The 14,183-nt window shown below is 57.5% G+C and carries 14 protein-coding genes; 7 read left to right on the top strand and 7 right to left on the bottom strand.

What is annotated here, in order from left to right; translation table 11 throughout:
* Nucleotides 1–109: 109 nt before the first annotated feature.
* Nucleotides 110–1,225 (bottom strand): ABC transporter substrate-binding protein, encoded by a 1,116-nt coding sequence (locus HX773_RS15745; protein WP_176972286.1) that lies wholly within the window; start codon nucleotides 1,223–1,225, stop codon nucleotides 110–112.
* Between the two features lie 323 nt (nucleotides 1,226–1,548).
* On the opposite strand from HX773_RS15745, the gene HX773_RS15740 reads away from it, so the two are divergent.
* Genes HX773_RS15740 through HX773_RS15715 form a run of 6 tightly spaced genes read left to right on the top strand, consistent with a single transcriptional unit; the run spans nucleotide 1,549 to nucleotide 7,934 of the window.
* Nucleotides 1,549–2,703 (top strand): mandelate racemase family protein, encoded by a 1,155-nt coding sequence (locus HX773_RS15740; RefSeq protein ID WP_176972285.1) that lies wholly within the window; start codon nucleotides 1,549–1,551, stop codon nucleotides 2,701–2,703.
* Between the two features lie 60 nt (nucleotides 2,704–2,763).
* Nucleotides 2,764–4,398: an ABC transporter substrate-binding protein gene (locus tag HX773_RS15735; protein WP_176972284.1), complete on the top strand. Its 1,635-nt coding sequence runs from the start codon at nucleotides 2,764–2,766 to the stop codon at nucleotides 4,396–4,398.
* Nucleotides 4,395–5,420, top strand: a complete 1,026-nt coding sequence (locus HX773_RS15730) for an ABC transporter permease (protein WP_176972283.1) — start codon at nucleotides 4,395–4,397, stop codon at nucleotides 5,418–5,420. Before HX773_RS15735 ends, HX773_RS15730 begins: the two co-directional genes overlap by 4 nt.
* The gene (locus tag HX773_RS15725; RefSeq protein WP_176972282.1) at nucleotides 5,417–6,322 is read left to right on the top strand and encodes an ABC transporter permease; all 906 of its coding nucleotides are present in this window, start codon (nucleotides 5,417–5,419) and stop codon (nucleotides 6,320–6,322) included. The genes HX773_RS15730 and HX773_RS15725 overlap by 4 nt, the downstream gene beginning before the upstream one ends.
* Nucleotides 6,294–7,160, top strand: a complete 867-nt coding sequence (locus tag HX773_RS15720; protein WP_176972281.1) for an ABC transporter ATP-binding protein — start codon at nucleotides 6,294–6,296, stop codon at nucleotides 7,158–7,160. The genes HX773_RS15725 and HX773_RS15720 overlap by 29 nt, the downstream gene beginning before the upstream one ends.
* Nucleotides 7,161–7,178: 18 nt before the next feature.
* A complete protein-coding gene (locus HX773_RS15715; protein ID WP_176972319.1) occupies nucleotides 7,179–7,934 on the top strand; it encodes an ABC transporter ATP-binding protein in 756 nt (251 codons plus the stop codon).
* Nucleotides 7,935–8,076: 142 nt separating this feature from the next.
* Here the strand turns inward: HX773_RS15715 and HX773_RS15710 are convergent, their stop codons facing one another.
* On the bottom strand, nucleotides 8,077–9,102 hold the full coding sequence (locus HX773_RS15710; RefSeq protein ID WP_176972280.1) for a Fic family protein: 1,026 nt from the start codon (nucleotides 9,100–9,102) through the stop codon (nucleotides 8,077–8,079).
* 173 nt (nucleotides 9,103–9,275) lie between these two features.
* The gene (locus HX773_RS15705; RefSeq protein ID WP_176972279.1) at nucleotides 9,276–9,914 is read right to left on the bottom strand and encodes an RpiB/LacA/LacB family sugar-phosphate isomerase; all 639 of its coding nucleotides are present in this window, start codon (nucleotides 9,912–9,914) and stop codon (nucleotides 9,276–9,278) included.
* 128 nt (nucleotides 9,915–10,042) lie between these two features.
* Here HX773_RS15705 and HX773_RS15700 point away from each other — a divergent pair, with 128 nt between their 5' ends.
* Nucleotides 10,043–10,372 (top strand): cupin domain-containing protein, encoded by a 330-nt coding sequence (locus HX773_RS15700; protein ID WP_176972278.1) that lies wholly within the window; start codon nucleotides 10,043–10,045, stop codon nucleotides 10,370–10,372.
* A gap of 16 nt (nucleotides 10,373–10,388) precedes the next feature.
* On the opposite strand, the gene HX773_RS15695 is transcribed toward HX773_RS15700, so the two are convergent.
* From HX773_RS15695 to HX773_RS15680, 4 genes are read right to left on the bottom strand one after another with little or no spacing between them, the layout of a single operon-like run.
* Nucleotides 10,389–10,886, bottom strand: a complete 498-nt coding sequence (locus HX773_RS15695) for a protein disulfide oxidoreductase (protein WP_176972277.1) — start codon at nucleotides 10,884–10,886, stop codon at nucleotides 10,389–10,391.
* A complete protein-coding gene (locus tag HX773_RS15690; protein WP_176972276.1) occupies nucleotides 10,883–11,605 on the bottom strand; it encodes a DsbA family protein in 723 nt (240 codons plus the stop codon). Before HX773_RS15690 ends, HX773_RS15695 begins: the two co-directional genes overlap by 4 nt.
* Complete coding sequence (locus tag HX773_RS15685; protein WP_176972275.1) at nucleotides 11,605–13,605, bottom strand: protein-disulfide reductase DsbD; 2,001 nt, start codon at nucleotides 13,603–13,605, stop codon at nucleotides 11,605–11,607. The genes HX773_RS15690 and HX773_RS15685 overlap by 1 nt, the downstream gene beginning before the upstream one ends.
* Nucleotides 13,606–13,654: 49 nt before the next feature.
* Nucleotides 13,655–14,011, bottom strand: coding sequence for a hypothetical protein (locus tag HX773_RS15680; protein ID WP_176972274.1), 357 nt, complete (start codon nucleotides 14,009–14,011; stop codon nucleotides 13,655–13,657).
* Nucleotides 14,012–14,183 lie beyond the last annotated feature (172 nt).

The following is a 14,183-nucleotide window of genomic DNA, read 5'->3' as shown; positions in this document are numbered from 1 at the left end:
ATCATCAGATGGCGCACGCGTTTCGCTTTTTTGAAACAACGTGCAACCACCTGTGAAATATTAGTAAAGATAAACAGTAACGTTTAACACTTATCTAACACACTCTAACTTAAGACTTATCTGCCGGCAGGCTTACCCAATAACCCGGCTGATACGGCAATGGCAGGAACTTTTCGTGGAACTCGCGGAACGTGGCGTCCGGATCGAGATCGGCAAACAGTTCAGGATGCAGCCACTTCGCCAGCGCCTGAATCGCGACAAACTGATACGGGCTGTCGTAGAACTGATGCCAGATAGCATGCGCGTTACCGTTGTGCGCCACCGGCAGCGTTTTGAAGGCATCACGCATCATCAGCAGCTGTAAACGCGCCGTCGCCTCTTTCACATCCGCACCGGGACCCACGCCAACCCATTTACCCACGGTGTTGTAGTTTTTCCAGTTCGCGCCCGTCACCACCACCACATCGGGACGGCTGGCAATGATCTGCTCAGGATTGAGTGTGCCGAAGGTGCCTGGAATCAACGCTTTGGCAATGTTGCTGCCGCCCGCCAGTTCCACCATCTGACCAAAGTTCTCGTTACCAAACGACATGCAGCACTCGTCGCTGTAGCCGCCGGCACGATCAATCATCACTTTCGGGCGCGTGCCGTTAAAGTTCTTCAGGCGATCGGTCACCTTTTCGATTTGCGCACGGCGGAACGCCACGATCTCTTCGGCGCGCTGCGGATTGTTAACCAGCTCGCCCATGATGCGGATGCTTTGCTCAGCATGTTCCATCGGCTTTTCGCGGAAGTCGATAAACACCACCGGCACGCCCACCGCTTGTAACTTCTCGATCAGCTTGCCTTCGTCGGTCGCGGCTTTGGATTCGAGGTTCATCAGCACCAAATCCGGCTTCAGCGTCAGCGCCTGCTCGACGTTAAAGGTGCCATCTTTCGCGCCACCAAAGGTCGGCAGCTTTTTGATCTGCGGATATTTCTTTTCATACGCCATATAACCGTCGTAATCGGCTTTATGGAAATCGTCACGCCAGCCCACCACGCGCTGGAACGGTGCCGCGGTATCAAAGGCCGCCAGCAAGTACATCTGACGTCCTTCGCCGAGAATGATGCGTTTTGACTCCTCTTTGACTTCGACCTGTCGTCCAGCCACATCGGTAATGGTTTTAGCCGCAGCGTGATCCGCCACCGCCAGTAATCCCAGTGCTAACAGCCATGATTTCATTTAATACACCCAGAATGATAATGATTATTATTTAAATTTCGCGGCGTCACTATTACCTGGCAGACAGGAAATGAAAAGCCCCGGATACACATTTTTTTACATTCCCTGCGCTTTTTCCCACTGTGCAATCGCTCACAAAACGCCCGTCATTCGTGAAAAACCTCACAGCGCACCGGGCAAATGCCCAATTAATCGCCACGCTATCCCGCGCTTTGGCTAATGCGTAAACAAAATGTGAACGCTAAATTACAAAATGAAACGGCGTTTTATTTTTTATGTTAATGCCCAATTGGGCAAGCCACTGAGTTGAAGGAGGAGTTACCGTGAAGATCAGTGCCATTGATGTCACCCTGTTTAGCTACCCTACGCGCCGCGTCTCTGACAGCGCCGGACATTCGCATCCCGGCGCAGAGACCGATGCCCAAATGGCGCTGCTGACTATCACCAGCGAAGATGGCGATTGCGGCTACGCGTTTGCTCCCGCCGAAGTGATTCGTCCGCACGTGGTGAACGCCTTCTTCCGCAAAGTGCTGATTGGGCAAAATGCCTTTGACCGCGAGCGTCTGTGGCAGGATCTGGTGCACTGGCAGCGCGGTAGCGCCCATCAGCTCACCGAACGCGCGTTATCGGCGGTGGAACAGGCGCTGTGGGATTTGATTGGTCGCAAACTCAAGCAGCCGGTGCATAAGCTGCTTGGCGGTTATCGCGAGAAAATCCCCGCTTACGGCAGCACCATGTGCGGCGATGAGCTGGAAGGCGGTTTATCCACGCCCGATGAATACGCGCAGTTTGCCGAAAAACTGGTCGCGCGCGGTTATCAGGCCATCAAACTGCACACCTGGATGCCGCCGGTTTCGTTCGCGCCCAGCCCACAAATGGACATCAAAGCCTGCGCCGCGGTGCGTGAAGCGGTCGGCCCAGACATCGCCCTGATGCTCGACGGCTATCACTGGTACAGCCGCAGCGATGCGCTGACCATCGGTAAAGCGCTGGAAAAACTCAATTTCGCCTGGTTCGAAGAGCCGATGGAGGAAGAAAGTATGGCCTCGTACGCGTGGCTGGCGGAAAACCTCAGCATTGATGTGCTCGGCCCGGAAAGCCTGGGCGGCAAACACCACAGTCGCGCCGATTGGGTGCGCGCCGGTGCCTGCGACATTCTGCGCGCCGGTGCTAACGGTGTCGGCGGCATCTCCGCCACTATGAAGGTCGCCAGCCTGGCCGAAGCGTTCGGCATGGATTGCGAAGTGCACGGTAATGGCGCAGCCAGCATTGCGGTAGTCGGCGCGATTCGCAACTGCCGCTGGTATGAGCGCGGCTTGCTGCATCCGTTCCTCGATTACGAACAGCCGCCGGCCTATCTCAACGCACTGGTCGATCCCATGGACGCAAACGGTTTTGTGCATCTACCCACGCGTCCGGGATTGGGCGAGGATATTAATTTCTCGTGGATTGAAACCCACACGCTAAACCGCTGGTAAGCACCAGACACAAGCAGTACGGCAAAAAACTATAAACCTCTGACCTGCTGGACTTTGCTTATGAACGTAGTGAACCAATGCAGAGCGTGGTGCGCCGCGCTGCTGCTGCTGCTCACCTGTAGCCCGTCGCTGCTGGCGGCCACGCCTGACGATCAGCTGATCGTCGGCATGAACATGAACAACCTGCTGACGCTCGATCCCGCCGCCATGACCGGCAACGAAGTGGTGGGCATTGTCGTCAATCTTTATGACGGTTTGGTCGAGCTCGATCCGCAACAGCTCACCAACGTGCGCCCGGCGCTGGCGGAGCGCTGGGAGATCAGCCCCGACAATCGTCAACTCACCTTCCACCTTCGTGACAATGTCACCTTTCACTCCGGCAATCCGTTGAGCAGCGCCGATGTAATCTGGTCGATGCGTCGCGTGCTGCACCTTAATCTGGCGCAGGCCTCGGTTTGGAAATCTTACGGCTTCAGCAAAGAGAACGTGGATCAGATGATCAGCGCGCCGGATGCGCGCACGGTGGTGATTCGCCTGCCCAAGCCTAACGATCCCAAGCTGGTGCTCTACTCGCTGGCGGCGCTCGGCAGCATGGTGGTGCTCGACAGCAAAACCGTGCAGGCGCAGGCGGTGAATAACGATTGGGGCAATCGCTGGCTCACCACCCACGAAGCGGGTTCCGGGCCGTTCCGCCTGGATGTGTGGCAGGCCAAAGATGTGCTGCGCATCAGCCGCGATGCACACTACTGGCGCGGTGCGCCGAAGCTGACGCGCGTGGTGTTCCGTCATCTGCAGGAGTCGCAAACCTTGCGGCTGATGATGGAGAAAGGCGATCTCGATATCGCCAGCAACATGGCGATTCCTGACGTGAAAGCACTGCGCCACGATCCCGATCTCACCATCGACGCGGTACAAAAAGGCACGATTTATTACCTGGCGATGAGCATGAAGGACGATCACTTCGCCAATCCGCAGGTGCGTGAAGCGCTGCGTTATCTGGTGGATTATCAGGGGATTAACAAAACGCTGATGGCCGGTTACGGCACGCTGCATCAGCGGCCAATTCAAGCCGGCATGCCGGCAACGCTTCCCGATCCTGGCTACAAGCTGGATGTGCCGCGCGCCAAAGCCTTGCTGGCCGCCGCCGGTTATCCCAACGGTTTTGACACCACGCTGCGCGTGCTGGCCGATCAGCCGTTCCTCAATGTCGCCATCGCGATTCAGTCCACGCTGATGCAAGGCGGCATTCGCGCCAAAATCATTACCGGCACCGGCAACCAGATTTACGGTGCGATGCGCGATCGCCAGTTCAATTTGCTGGTCGGGCGCGGCGGCAGCGGCGTGGAGCCGCATCCGCACTCCAGCCTGCGCGCGCTGGTGTACAACCCCAACAACGCCGACAGCGCGCGCCTCACCAACTTTCAGGGCTGGCGTACCGGTTTTTATGACGCGCAGCTAAACAGCATGATCGATAAAGCGCTGCTGGAGCGCGATGTGAAACAGCAGCAGCAGGATTACTTCGCTATCCAGCAGCGCTATGACCAGCTGATCCCGGCGCTGATGCCGATCTCGCAAATGACTGATTCGGTGGTGGTGAATAATCGGGTGCAGGATTACGTGCCGCATCCGTCGGCCACCACTTTCCTGCGTGACGTATGGAAAACGCCAGACAGCCTGGCGGGAGGTGCGCAATGAAGCTGACAAAAAGCCACTGGCGACGCCTGCGTAGCCGCACCGTTCAGGTGGCGATCACACTGTTTGGCCTGCTGCTGCTGACCTTCTTCATTGGTCGTGTGATGCCGCTCGATCCGGTGCTGGCGATTGTCGGGCCAGATGCCGATCACAATACTTATCAGCAGGTTTATCACCAGCTCGGCTTCGATAAACCGCTGTGGGTGCAGTTTGGCATCTATCTGCAAGGCCTGCTGCACGGCAACCTTGGGCTGGCGCTGCTGACCGGACAACCGGTGATCAACGATATCCTGCGCGTCTTCCCGGCCACCGTAGAACTGGCGACGCTGGCGATTGTGATTGGTACCGGCCTTGGCGTCCCGCTGGGCGTGTGGGCCGCCGCGCGCCGCAACAGCGTGATTGACTATCTGGTGCGCATCATCAGCCTGGCGGGTTACTCCACGCCGATCTTCTGGGTGGGTATGGTGGGTCTGCTGCTGTTTTATGCCCATCTCGGCTGGGTCGGTGGCGCGGGCCGTGTGGATTTCAGTCTCGATGGCATTGTGCCGCGTCGCACCGGTTTTCTGCTGATCGACGCCTTGCTGGTGGGCAACTTCACGGTGTTCAGTAATGCGCTCAATCACCTGGTTTTGCCCGCATCCCTGCTCGGCTTTCACTCGCTGGCTTACATCAGCCGCATGACGCGCAGCTTTATGCTGGCGCAGCTGTCGCAGGAGTTCATTTTGACGGCGCGGGTGAAAGGTCTCAGCGAATGGCAGGTGATTTGGCAGCACGCGTTCCGCAATATTCTGGTGCAGCTGCTGACGGTAGTGGCGCTGGCATACGGTTCGCTGCTGGAGGGCGCGGTGCTGATTGAAACCGTATTCTCATGGCCTGGTTTTGGTTCCTATCTCACCGGCAGTTTGATGCTCGGCGATATGAATGCGGTGATGGGCTGCGTGCTGGTGGTCGGCCTGATTTTCGTGCTGCTCAATCTTCTCTCTGACCTGCTCTATCAGGTGTTCGATCCGAGGACCAAAGTATGACGATTTCTCTCGATACGCCGTTAGCCAGCCAGACGCGCGAACGGCTGGCACGCTGTCGCCGCACCGGCGCGCGCATCGGCCATTTTCTCTGGCAAATGGCGCGCAACCCGTTAACCGCGATTGGCGGCGGCATCATTTTGCTGCTGCTGGTGGTGGCACTGTTCGCACCGTGGATCGCGCCCTACCATCCGCTGATTCAGGACCTCAACAATGCGCTGACGCCGCCCAACGCGCAGCACTGGTTTGGCACCGATGAGTTTGGCCGCGACATCTTCAGCCGTCTGGTGTGGGGCGCGCGCATCACGCTGTATATCGTGCTGCTGGTGTCGATCACCGTTGGCCCGCTGGGCTTGCTGCTCGGCGTCACCGCCGGTTACTTCGGCGGTAAAGTCGATAGCGTGTTGATGCGCGTCACCGACATCTTTATCTCCTTTCCTAGCCTGGTGCTGGCGCTGGCGTTTGTCGCCGCGCTCGGTCCGGGGCTGGAGCATGTGGTGATCGCCATTACCCTCACCGCCTGGCCGCCGATTGCCCGACTGGCGCGTGCCGAAGCGCTGTCGCTGCGTCAGGCCGATTTTGTCTCGGCGGTACGCTTACAGGGCGCCTCTTCACTGCGCATTTTGTGGAAACACATTGTGCCGCTGTGCCTGCCGTCGGTGATCATCCGTATCACCATGAATATGGCGGGCATCATTCTCACCGCTGCCGGACTCGGTTTTCTCGGTTTGGGCGCGCAGCCGCCGGATCCGGAATGGGGTGCGATGATCGCCAGCGGCCGCACATACATGCTGGAGTGTTGGTGGGTGGTAACGGTGCCAGGTCTGGCGATTCTGATCAACAGCTTAGCGTTCAACTTCTTAGGAGATGGCTTACGTGACATCCTCGATCCCCGCAGCGAATAGCGCTGCACCGTTGCTCGACGTGCAGGATTTACAGGTCAATTTCGTTAATGGTCGCCTGGTGACGCCCGCCGTGCGCGGCATCTCCTTCCAGTTGGGCAAGGAGAAACTGGCGATTGTGGGTGAATCCGGTTCCGGCAAATCCACCGTTGGCCGCGCGCTGTTACAGCTGCATCCGCGCAGCGCGCAGGTCACGGCGCAGCGCATGCAGTTTGGTGACGTGGATCTGCTGCGTGCCACGCCGGCGCAGATGCGCGCCATTCGCGGCAAGCGCATCTCCATGATTATGCAGGACCCGAAATACTCGCTGAATCCGGTGGTGCGCGTGGGCGAGCAGATTGCTGAAGCCTGGCGCAGTCATCATCCCGGCCAGCGCGACGTTGCGCGGCAGCGCGCGATGGAGATGCTCGACGTGGTGCAGGTGCGCGATCCGGGCCGCATCTATCAATGTTATCCGCACGAAATTTCCGGCGGTCAGGGCCAGCGCGTAATGATCGCCATGATGCTAATTACCGATCCCGAGTTGCTGATTGCCGACGAACCCACTTCGGCGCTGGATGTTTCGGTGCGTTTGCAGGTGCTGGCGCTGCTGGACGATTTGGTGAAACAGCGCGGTCTGGGGCTGATTTTTATCAGCCACGACATCAATCTGGTGCGGCGTTTCTGTGACCGCGTGCTGGTGATGTATGCCGGGCACGTGGTGGAATCGCTGGCGGCCAGCCAGCTCGACCAGGCGCAGCATCCCTATACGCAAGGCTTACTCGCCGCGCTGCCGGATATGGATCAGCGTCGCGCCCGTCTGCCGGTGCTGCAACGTCAGGCCAGCTGGCTGCAACCTTAAGGAGCAATGATGAACGAGATGATCCGCGTAAGTAATCTCAACCTCAGTTTTGGTGAGGAGGAACGGCGTAATCAGGTGCTGTTCGACGTCAATTTGTCGATTCGCCAGGGTGAAATCTTTGGCCTGGTTGGCGAATCCGGATCGGGCAAAACCACGGTATTGAAGTGCCTCGCCGGGCTGTTTACCCATTGGCACGGTGAGCTGGCGATTGATGGCGTGCCGCTGGAGCATCGCATTGCACGCGAGCGCTGCCGCAGCGTGCAGATGGTGTTTCAGGATCCGTACGGATCGCTGCATCCACGCCACACCATCGGTGATATTCTTGAAGAGCCGCTGCAGATTCACGGCATCGGCCAGCGCCAGCAACGCGTTATCGCCATGCTGGAGAAAGTAGGCCTCAATCGCGCGTGGCAAACCCGCTATCCGCATCAACTGTCCGGTGGCCAGCGCCAGCGCGTAGCCATCGCCCGCGCGCTGATCCTCGAACCGCGCGTGCTGCTGCTGGATGAACCGACCTCGGCGCTGGATGTCTCGGTGCAAGCGGAGATCCTCAATCTACTCACCGATTTGCAGCAGCAGGAGAAGCTGACCTATTTAATGGTGACGCACGATCTCGGCGTGGTGGCGCATCTGTGCCACCGCGTGGCGGTGATGCAACACGGCAAAGTACTGGAGACGCTGGATGTCGATGCGCTGGTGCATAACCGCGCGCAGGTGGCGTATACGCAGATGCTGGTGGATGCGAGTCGGCAGGATAACGGGGTGTTGGCGTAGGGTCGCCATTAATGGCGACCACTTTACCAGGTGCGCATAAATGCGCACCCTACGAAAAATGCGCCAGTCCTTTGTAGGGTCGCCATTTATGGTGACCGAAACGCACGCAGTAGTTGAATGAGTTTATGCAAAGCTCACCCTATCAAATAACGCGCCAATAACCGCCCCTAGCCGCCCCCACTCTTTCCAAACGATGATGTGATTGGAGGAGTTTTAAATTACGCTCAATGGTTCTGCTACTCACGCCCAACAACTGAGTCAGATCAGCAATGGTCATATCAGGTGATTTACTCAGGGCAGCAAATATTTTTGCGGCGGTGGCAGGAAGTTTAGCATTTTTTTTCTCCGACACTTTCTCCGACACTTTCTCCGACATTTTTAATGTCGAGATGTCGGTTGAAGGAGAGTGCAAACCAATACCTTCAACTAATGCTTCAAGCAACTTCTCCAACATAAAATCGATAAATGCTGTGCAGTCACTAGCGCGATCACATTCTCCTAATACCCGATAATAGTGCTGCTGCTGATTATGGATCAGCGTTTCAACCGGAAGCCAGGCGAACTCAGCACGCCATTCGCTGAGAATTAAGGTTTGCCACAAGCGTCCCATACGGCCATTACCATCGGTGAAAGGATGAATAAATTCGAATTCATAATGGAAGATGGAACTGGCAATGAGCGGATGAATGTCTGTCTGGTCAAGCCAACTCAGTAGATCTCCAATCAGCCGTGCGATCTGGTTTGCGGGTGGGGCCATATGGATCAGTTGCTTTTCACGATAGACCCCAACATTGCCATTGCGTAGTTGGCCAGGCGCATCGACCAACCCCGTCATTAGTAATCGGTGAGCCGCCAATAAATCGGCTAGATTACCGCTTTTCCATACATTAAGTTTTTCATAAGCCAGGATGGCGTTACGTACTTCCTGAATATCCTTTGCCGGCGCCAACACGCGCTTACCTTCCATAATGGCCGTCACCTGTTCGGTAGACAGGCTATTGTGCTCAATTGCCAGTGAGGCCTGAATGGTACGGATGCGATTTTCTTTTCGTAAAAGTGGAGAAGATTGTTCTGCCTGAGCAGCCCAGCGGCCCAATAATTCACCTACCTCAATCACCTGATTCAGGATAGTTGGCGTAATAGTGTAAGGCGGCTGATAACCTGCCATGCATCTCTCCCTTGATTACTGCTGATAATGACCAAGCGCCTAAAGCGTTGAAATAGTGCGTGGCAGGAGAGGATATTACAATTTCTCCCATTATGTGATGGGGAAAGTGAGATTAAAAATCCAGAGGTGGCAAAAAAAGCCAGGTTTCCCTGGCTTCGCTCAAACCGTATTGATTACTGCGTCAGTTCACGGACAAAGCGCACGATCTCCTGATTCTGCCCATGCTCAAACAGGCAGTGCTGCAGGCGTGGGCCGCTCACTGCGGTCTTCACCAGCTCAGAATCGATAGCACGCAATGAATCGAGATAATTCTCTTTCAGCAGCGCCGCTTTCACTTCGTTCAGTATGCCCGCATTGCGCACCTGCGGCTCTTTGCGCTCTGGCGGATAGCCGTGCCCTTTTTCACCGGTAAAGGCTTTTTCGAAGATAAAGCGCAGATTCAGTTCCGCACCCCAACCGAAGCCTTTGGCGAACGGCAGCGACAGCGCATTCCCGTTGTTGATTTGCGCAAACAGGTAGGCATCCGCCGGATCGATGCAGTAGCCACACACCACGCCGGGATGCAGGTTAAGCGACATCAGCGCGCCCTGGCCGGTACCGCAACCGGCAACCACGAAGTCCACCGCTTTGCTGTTAAGCAGTACGTTGGCCATGATGCCGAGGTGAATATAGGTAAGATGGTGATCCTGTTCGTCGCTCATACCGACGTTAAACACCTGATGCCCGAGCGGTTGCGCCACAGACTGAAGCTCTTTCAACACCGTTGCGTTCTTCGCAGCCTGGCTGTTTTCCATCATCAAAGCGATTTTCATGATCCATCCTCAGATTAAATTGAAACACCGTTTCATTTTAATCAAAGAACGTTAAAATGCAGCCTTTAATTCCCTTTTTGACTGTGAGTTAAGTCACATATTGACGATGCAACCTGCAAGGAGAAACCATGTTTATCTTTAAAAGCGCAACCCAACTGGACGATTTAGGCAACGGCGTGACCCGACGAATCCTGGCGCACGGCGGCACCATGATGGCGGTGGAAGTCACCTTTGAGCAGGATGCGGTCGGTCCGCTGCATCATCATCCGCACGAGCAGCTCACCTATGTTTTGTCCGGACGTTTTGCCTTCACCATTGATGGCGTGACGAAGGAAGTCGGCGCTGGCGATACGCTGTATAAAGCGCCGAATATTGTGCACGGCTGCGTGTGTCTGGAAGCGGGCGTATTGCTGGATACCTTTACGCCACAACGCAAGGATTTTCTGGCGGCACCGTAACGTGCCGCCAGAACGACTAGCGGGAAGCCCACCAAAGTCGCAGCTTCAGCCCCCAACCGCTGGTCCAGCCGCTGCTGGTGCTGATGACTTTGCCCTGATGCAGCACGATAAAGGTCGGCGTGGCGTTGATATCCCAGCGCTGGCCGATCGCCCCGCTCTCATCATTGATCGCCACGCCTTGCAGCCCTTTCTTCTCCAGCCAGGTTGCCACGCGCGCGTCACTGCCGGAACGCAGCGCCACGCTCACCACCTTGTAACCTTCCTGACTCATCGCCGCCACGGTTGGCGTGGTGAGTTTGCACACGCCGCACCAGGTTGCCCAGACGTAAACCAGCAGTGGCCGATCCTGACTGAGTTCGGCCAGATTCACCTCGCCTTGCAGCGAGGTCAGCGGTTGTTGCGCCAGGTCGGCAGGCAGTTGCGGTGCGCGCAGCCAATCCATGCCCCACAGCGCCGCCGCGACAATCAGCACCAGCAGCAGCGCCTCGCGCAGCCAGCGCTTTAATCGACTCATTGCTTCGCCTGCAGCGCGCCTTTCACTGCCGCTTCCAGCTGCTCATACGGCACCGCGCCGCTGATCATCTGGTCGCCCACCAGCGTGGCTGGCGTGCCCTGTACGCCGAGCTGCTGCGCCAGCGTCAGGTTGCTGTTGATGGTGTCGAGGCTCTCTTTGCTCGGCTCTTTCAGCTTGATGCCGGTTTTATCCAGCGCCGCATCGATGCTGGCAGCATCATGACTGCCCTTTTTCGCCATTAAACGCTCATGCAATTTAGGGAAGTTGTTCGGCTGCTGCTCCCACACGGTGAGCGCCAGACGCGCCGAGGTGAGTGAGGTTTCAGAACGATACGGCAGCGGTTTGATCACCACCGCCACCTGCGGATAAGCCTTAATCAGTTTTTCGATATCGGCTTCAAACTTCTTACAGAATACGCAGTTGTAATCGGTGAAGTAGACCAGCGTCAGCGCCGGTTTCTCAGCACCGATACGCGGTGAACCGGCATCGTTGAACAGCGCATCGTGGTTTTTTTCTACCATCTGCGCCACCACGTTTTGCTGCTGCAGCGCCGCTTCTTTATCAAACGCATCGGCCGCTTCCGCCAGAATCGACGGATTCTGCACCAGGGTTTCACGGATCAGTTCTTTGATGCGCGCTTCTTGCTCAGGGGTAAAAGGCGCGGCCGCCAGTGCGGGCATGGCAAGGAACATCAGTGGCAGTAACAGGGATTTCTTCATTATTTTTTCGCCTCAGAGAGAGTGGAGATCACCGCTTCACGACTCAGCAGCGGTGACAAAATCTGGCCTTGCGGCAGTGCCGGGCCATAAATTTGGTTAAAAGGGATCGCCACGCGGTCGCGGCGGCGCAGGAATTCGCCGATGGCGGGATCGGGCTGCGTCCAGTCGCCGCGCAGCAGCACCACGTCATCGGCTTTCAGTGCAGCACGCACATCGGGCTGATTTAACACGCGGGATTTATTCACTTTGCAGGTGATGCACCAGTCGGCGGTGACATCGACAAACACGCGTTTATCCTGCTCGAGCGCCTGATGGATCGCCGCTTCAGTCAACGGCTGCCAGTGCAGCGTCTCCTCTTCCGGCGTGATACGCGTCATCAGGAACAGTGCTCCGGCCAGCGTCAGGGTGATAAACACCACACCCGCCTGCTGCAGCGCGCGACGTTTTACCAGCCAGCCACACAACACCACGAGTAACACGCCCGCCAGCACCAGCGCGAAGCTGCTGCCCCAATGCGGCACCAGCAAAGTCACCAGCCAGAAGGTCGCAAGCAGCATAAACAGGCCGAGCACAGTGCGCAGATGCACCATCCAGCGACCCGGACGCGGCAGGCAGCGCGCCATGCCCGGTAATGCCGCCACCAGCAGCCACGGCAAACTCATGCCGACGCCGAGCGCGACAAACAGCAGCCACAGCTGCGGCAGCGGTGCCGTCAGCGCGTAAGCCACCGCCGTACCGAGAAACGGCGCGCTGCACGGCGTGGCCAGCAAAGTGGCGAATGCGCCCTGGCCGAAGTGACCGAGCAAGCCATCACCGCCCTGCGTCGCCAGTTTGGTATTCAAACCCGACGGCAAGCGGAAATGCAGCAGATCAAACAGGCTGGCGCTGAACAGGAACATTACTAACACCATCACCAGCAGGAAGCCGCTGCTCTGGAACTGAATGCCCCAGCCCAGCGCCTGACCGCTGAGTCGCAGTCCGGTCATCAGCAGCGCCAATAGCAGGAAGGAGAAAATGATCCCGGCGCTGGAGGCGAGAAACTGCTGGCGCGTCTGGCGCTGCGTCTGCCCTTGCTGCTGCACCAGGCTGCTGAGCTTGATCGCCAGCACCGGCAACACGCACGGCATCAGGTTGAGGATCAAGCCACCGAGCAGCGCCAGCAGCAACACCGACCATAAGGTTTGCGCCGCATCGCCGGACACCAGCGTTTCCGCGCCGATATTTATCGCGCTTTGCTGCGCAATGCCACCATCCGCAACCACCAGCGAAAGCGTTTTGCCGCGCAGATCCGGTGCCGCTTCGCCCCATTCATCGGTGACCGCCACGCGCGCGCTGAGCGTGTCGCCATTTACACGGATCGTCGGTGCCGCCAGCATGCTGCCCGGTGGATAATCGAAGAACAGTTCGGGTTGTTGCCAGCCGCCCTGGCGCTGTGCGCGGATCTGCAATTCGCCCTTCACAAAGCTGGCGTCGAGTTGATCGGTTAAGCCGCTGGCCGCCGGGATGCGCCCCATCGCCTCGGCGAAATCGCGGGCAAAATGGGCGTCTGCGGGCTGAGTCAGATCGAGGCTGAACGGGAAGTCGGTAAGGATGCAGACATCGCTACAGGTCGAGAGCGTCAACGTTCCCGCGAGCTGCTGGCTCGACAGTTTCGCCAGTTCGATCGGTAGCGTGATATCGCCTTTGTAGCCTTGTGTAGTCAAGCCGCTCACGTCAAAACGCTCCGGCGCAGGCCAGAACCATTGCGCCTTGACTTCCGGCGTTTGCCAGCGGATTTCCGGCGCAACGCCGCCTTCGCCTGGCGTGCGCCAGTAGGTTTTCCAGCCGGGTTGCAGGCGAATATCCAGTAGCAATTGCTGATTATCGTTGTGGCTGGCGCTGCGCAGGCGCACTTCGGCGTGGCTGTTTTGCGCATTGCGCAGCCAGCCGGTGTCTGCCGCCTGCGCAGTGATCGCGCAGCTCGCCAGCAGGAGCAGCAGGCTCCTGATCAATACAGTCATGTGAATTCTCCAGTGAATAACAGGGTTTACGCGATGTAACGCGCAGGTGTTATTCCCGGAAGACGCAGAAGGTCAGATGCCGCCGTCGCAGAGGCGGAAACAGCGGTGCGCGGCGATAGCCGACGCAAGTGGTGGTTTGTGTGAAGGTGGCGATCAGCGCCAACAGCAACAGCAGGAAAGGCAATGCGGTATCAAGGATTGGCGCAGCGGCACTCAGCGATTTAGCGCTCAGCGCACAAGGTTTTTCGCTGCCGCTGGCATCATCACTGCTGTTGGTGTGCGCGGACGCGCTGACCTGCGCTAAAGGTGCGGAAGGCAAATTGAAGCTGCGCTGGGCGAGACAAAACGCCAGCACCAGACAAACCAGTGCCAGAATCCATTTTGCGCGTGATAGCGATATCGTCATGCCGCAGCCTCAGAGAAAAGTGCGGGCATTTTAAGCATCCACAGCAGAAACACCAAGCTTTGCTGTGTAAACTTTTGTCTTTGTGGTGCGGGGGTTGAAACGGTGGGCATAAAGATAGGTGCGTACATTGAAACGGTGGGCATAAATGCCCACCCTACGGTCTGATGAATCC

This window comes from Pantoea sp. B9002, from assembly GCF_013385945.1.
In the GTDB taxonomy this organism is placed as follows: Bacteria; Pseudomonadota; Gammaproteobacteria; order Enterobacterales; family Enterobacteriaceae; genus Pantoea.
The sequence above is the reverse complement of the archived record's forward strand: the minus strand, read 5'-3'. Positions and strand labels throughout refer to the sequence as shown.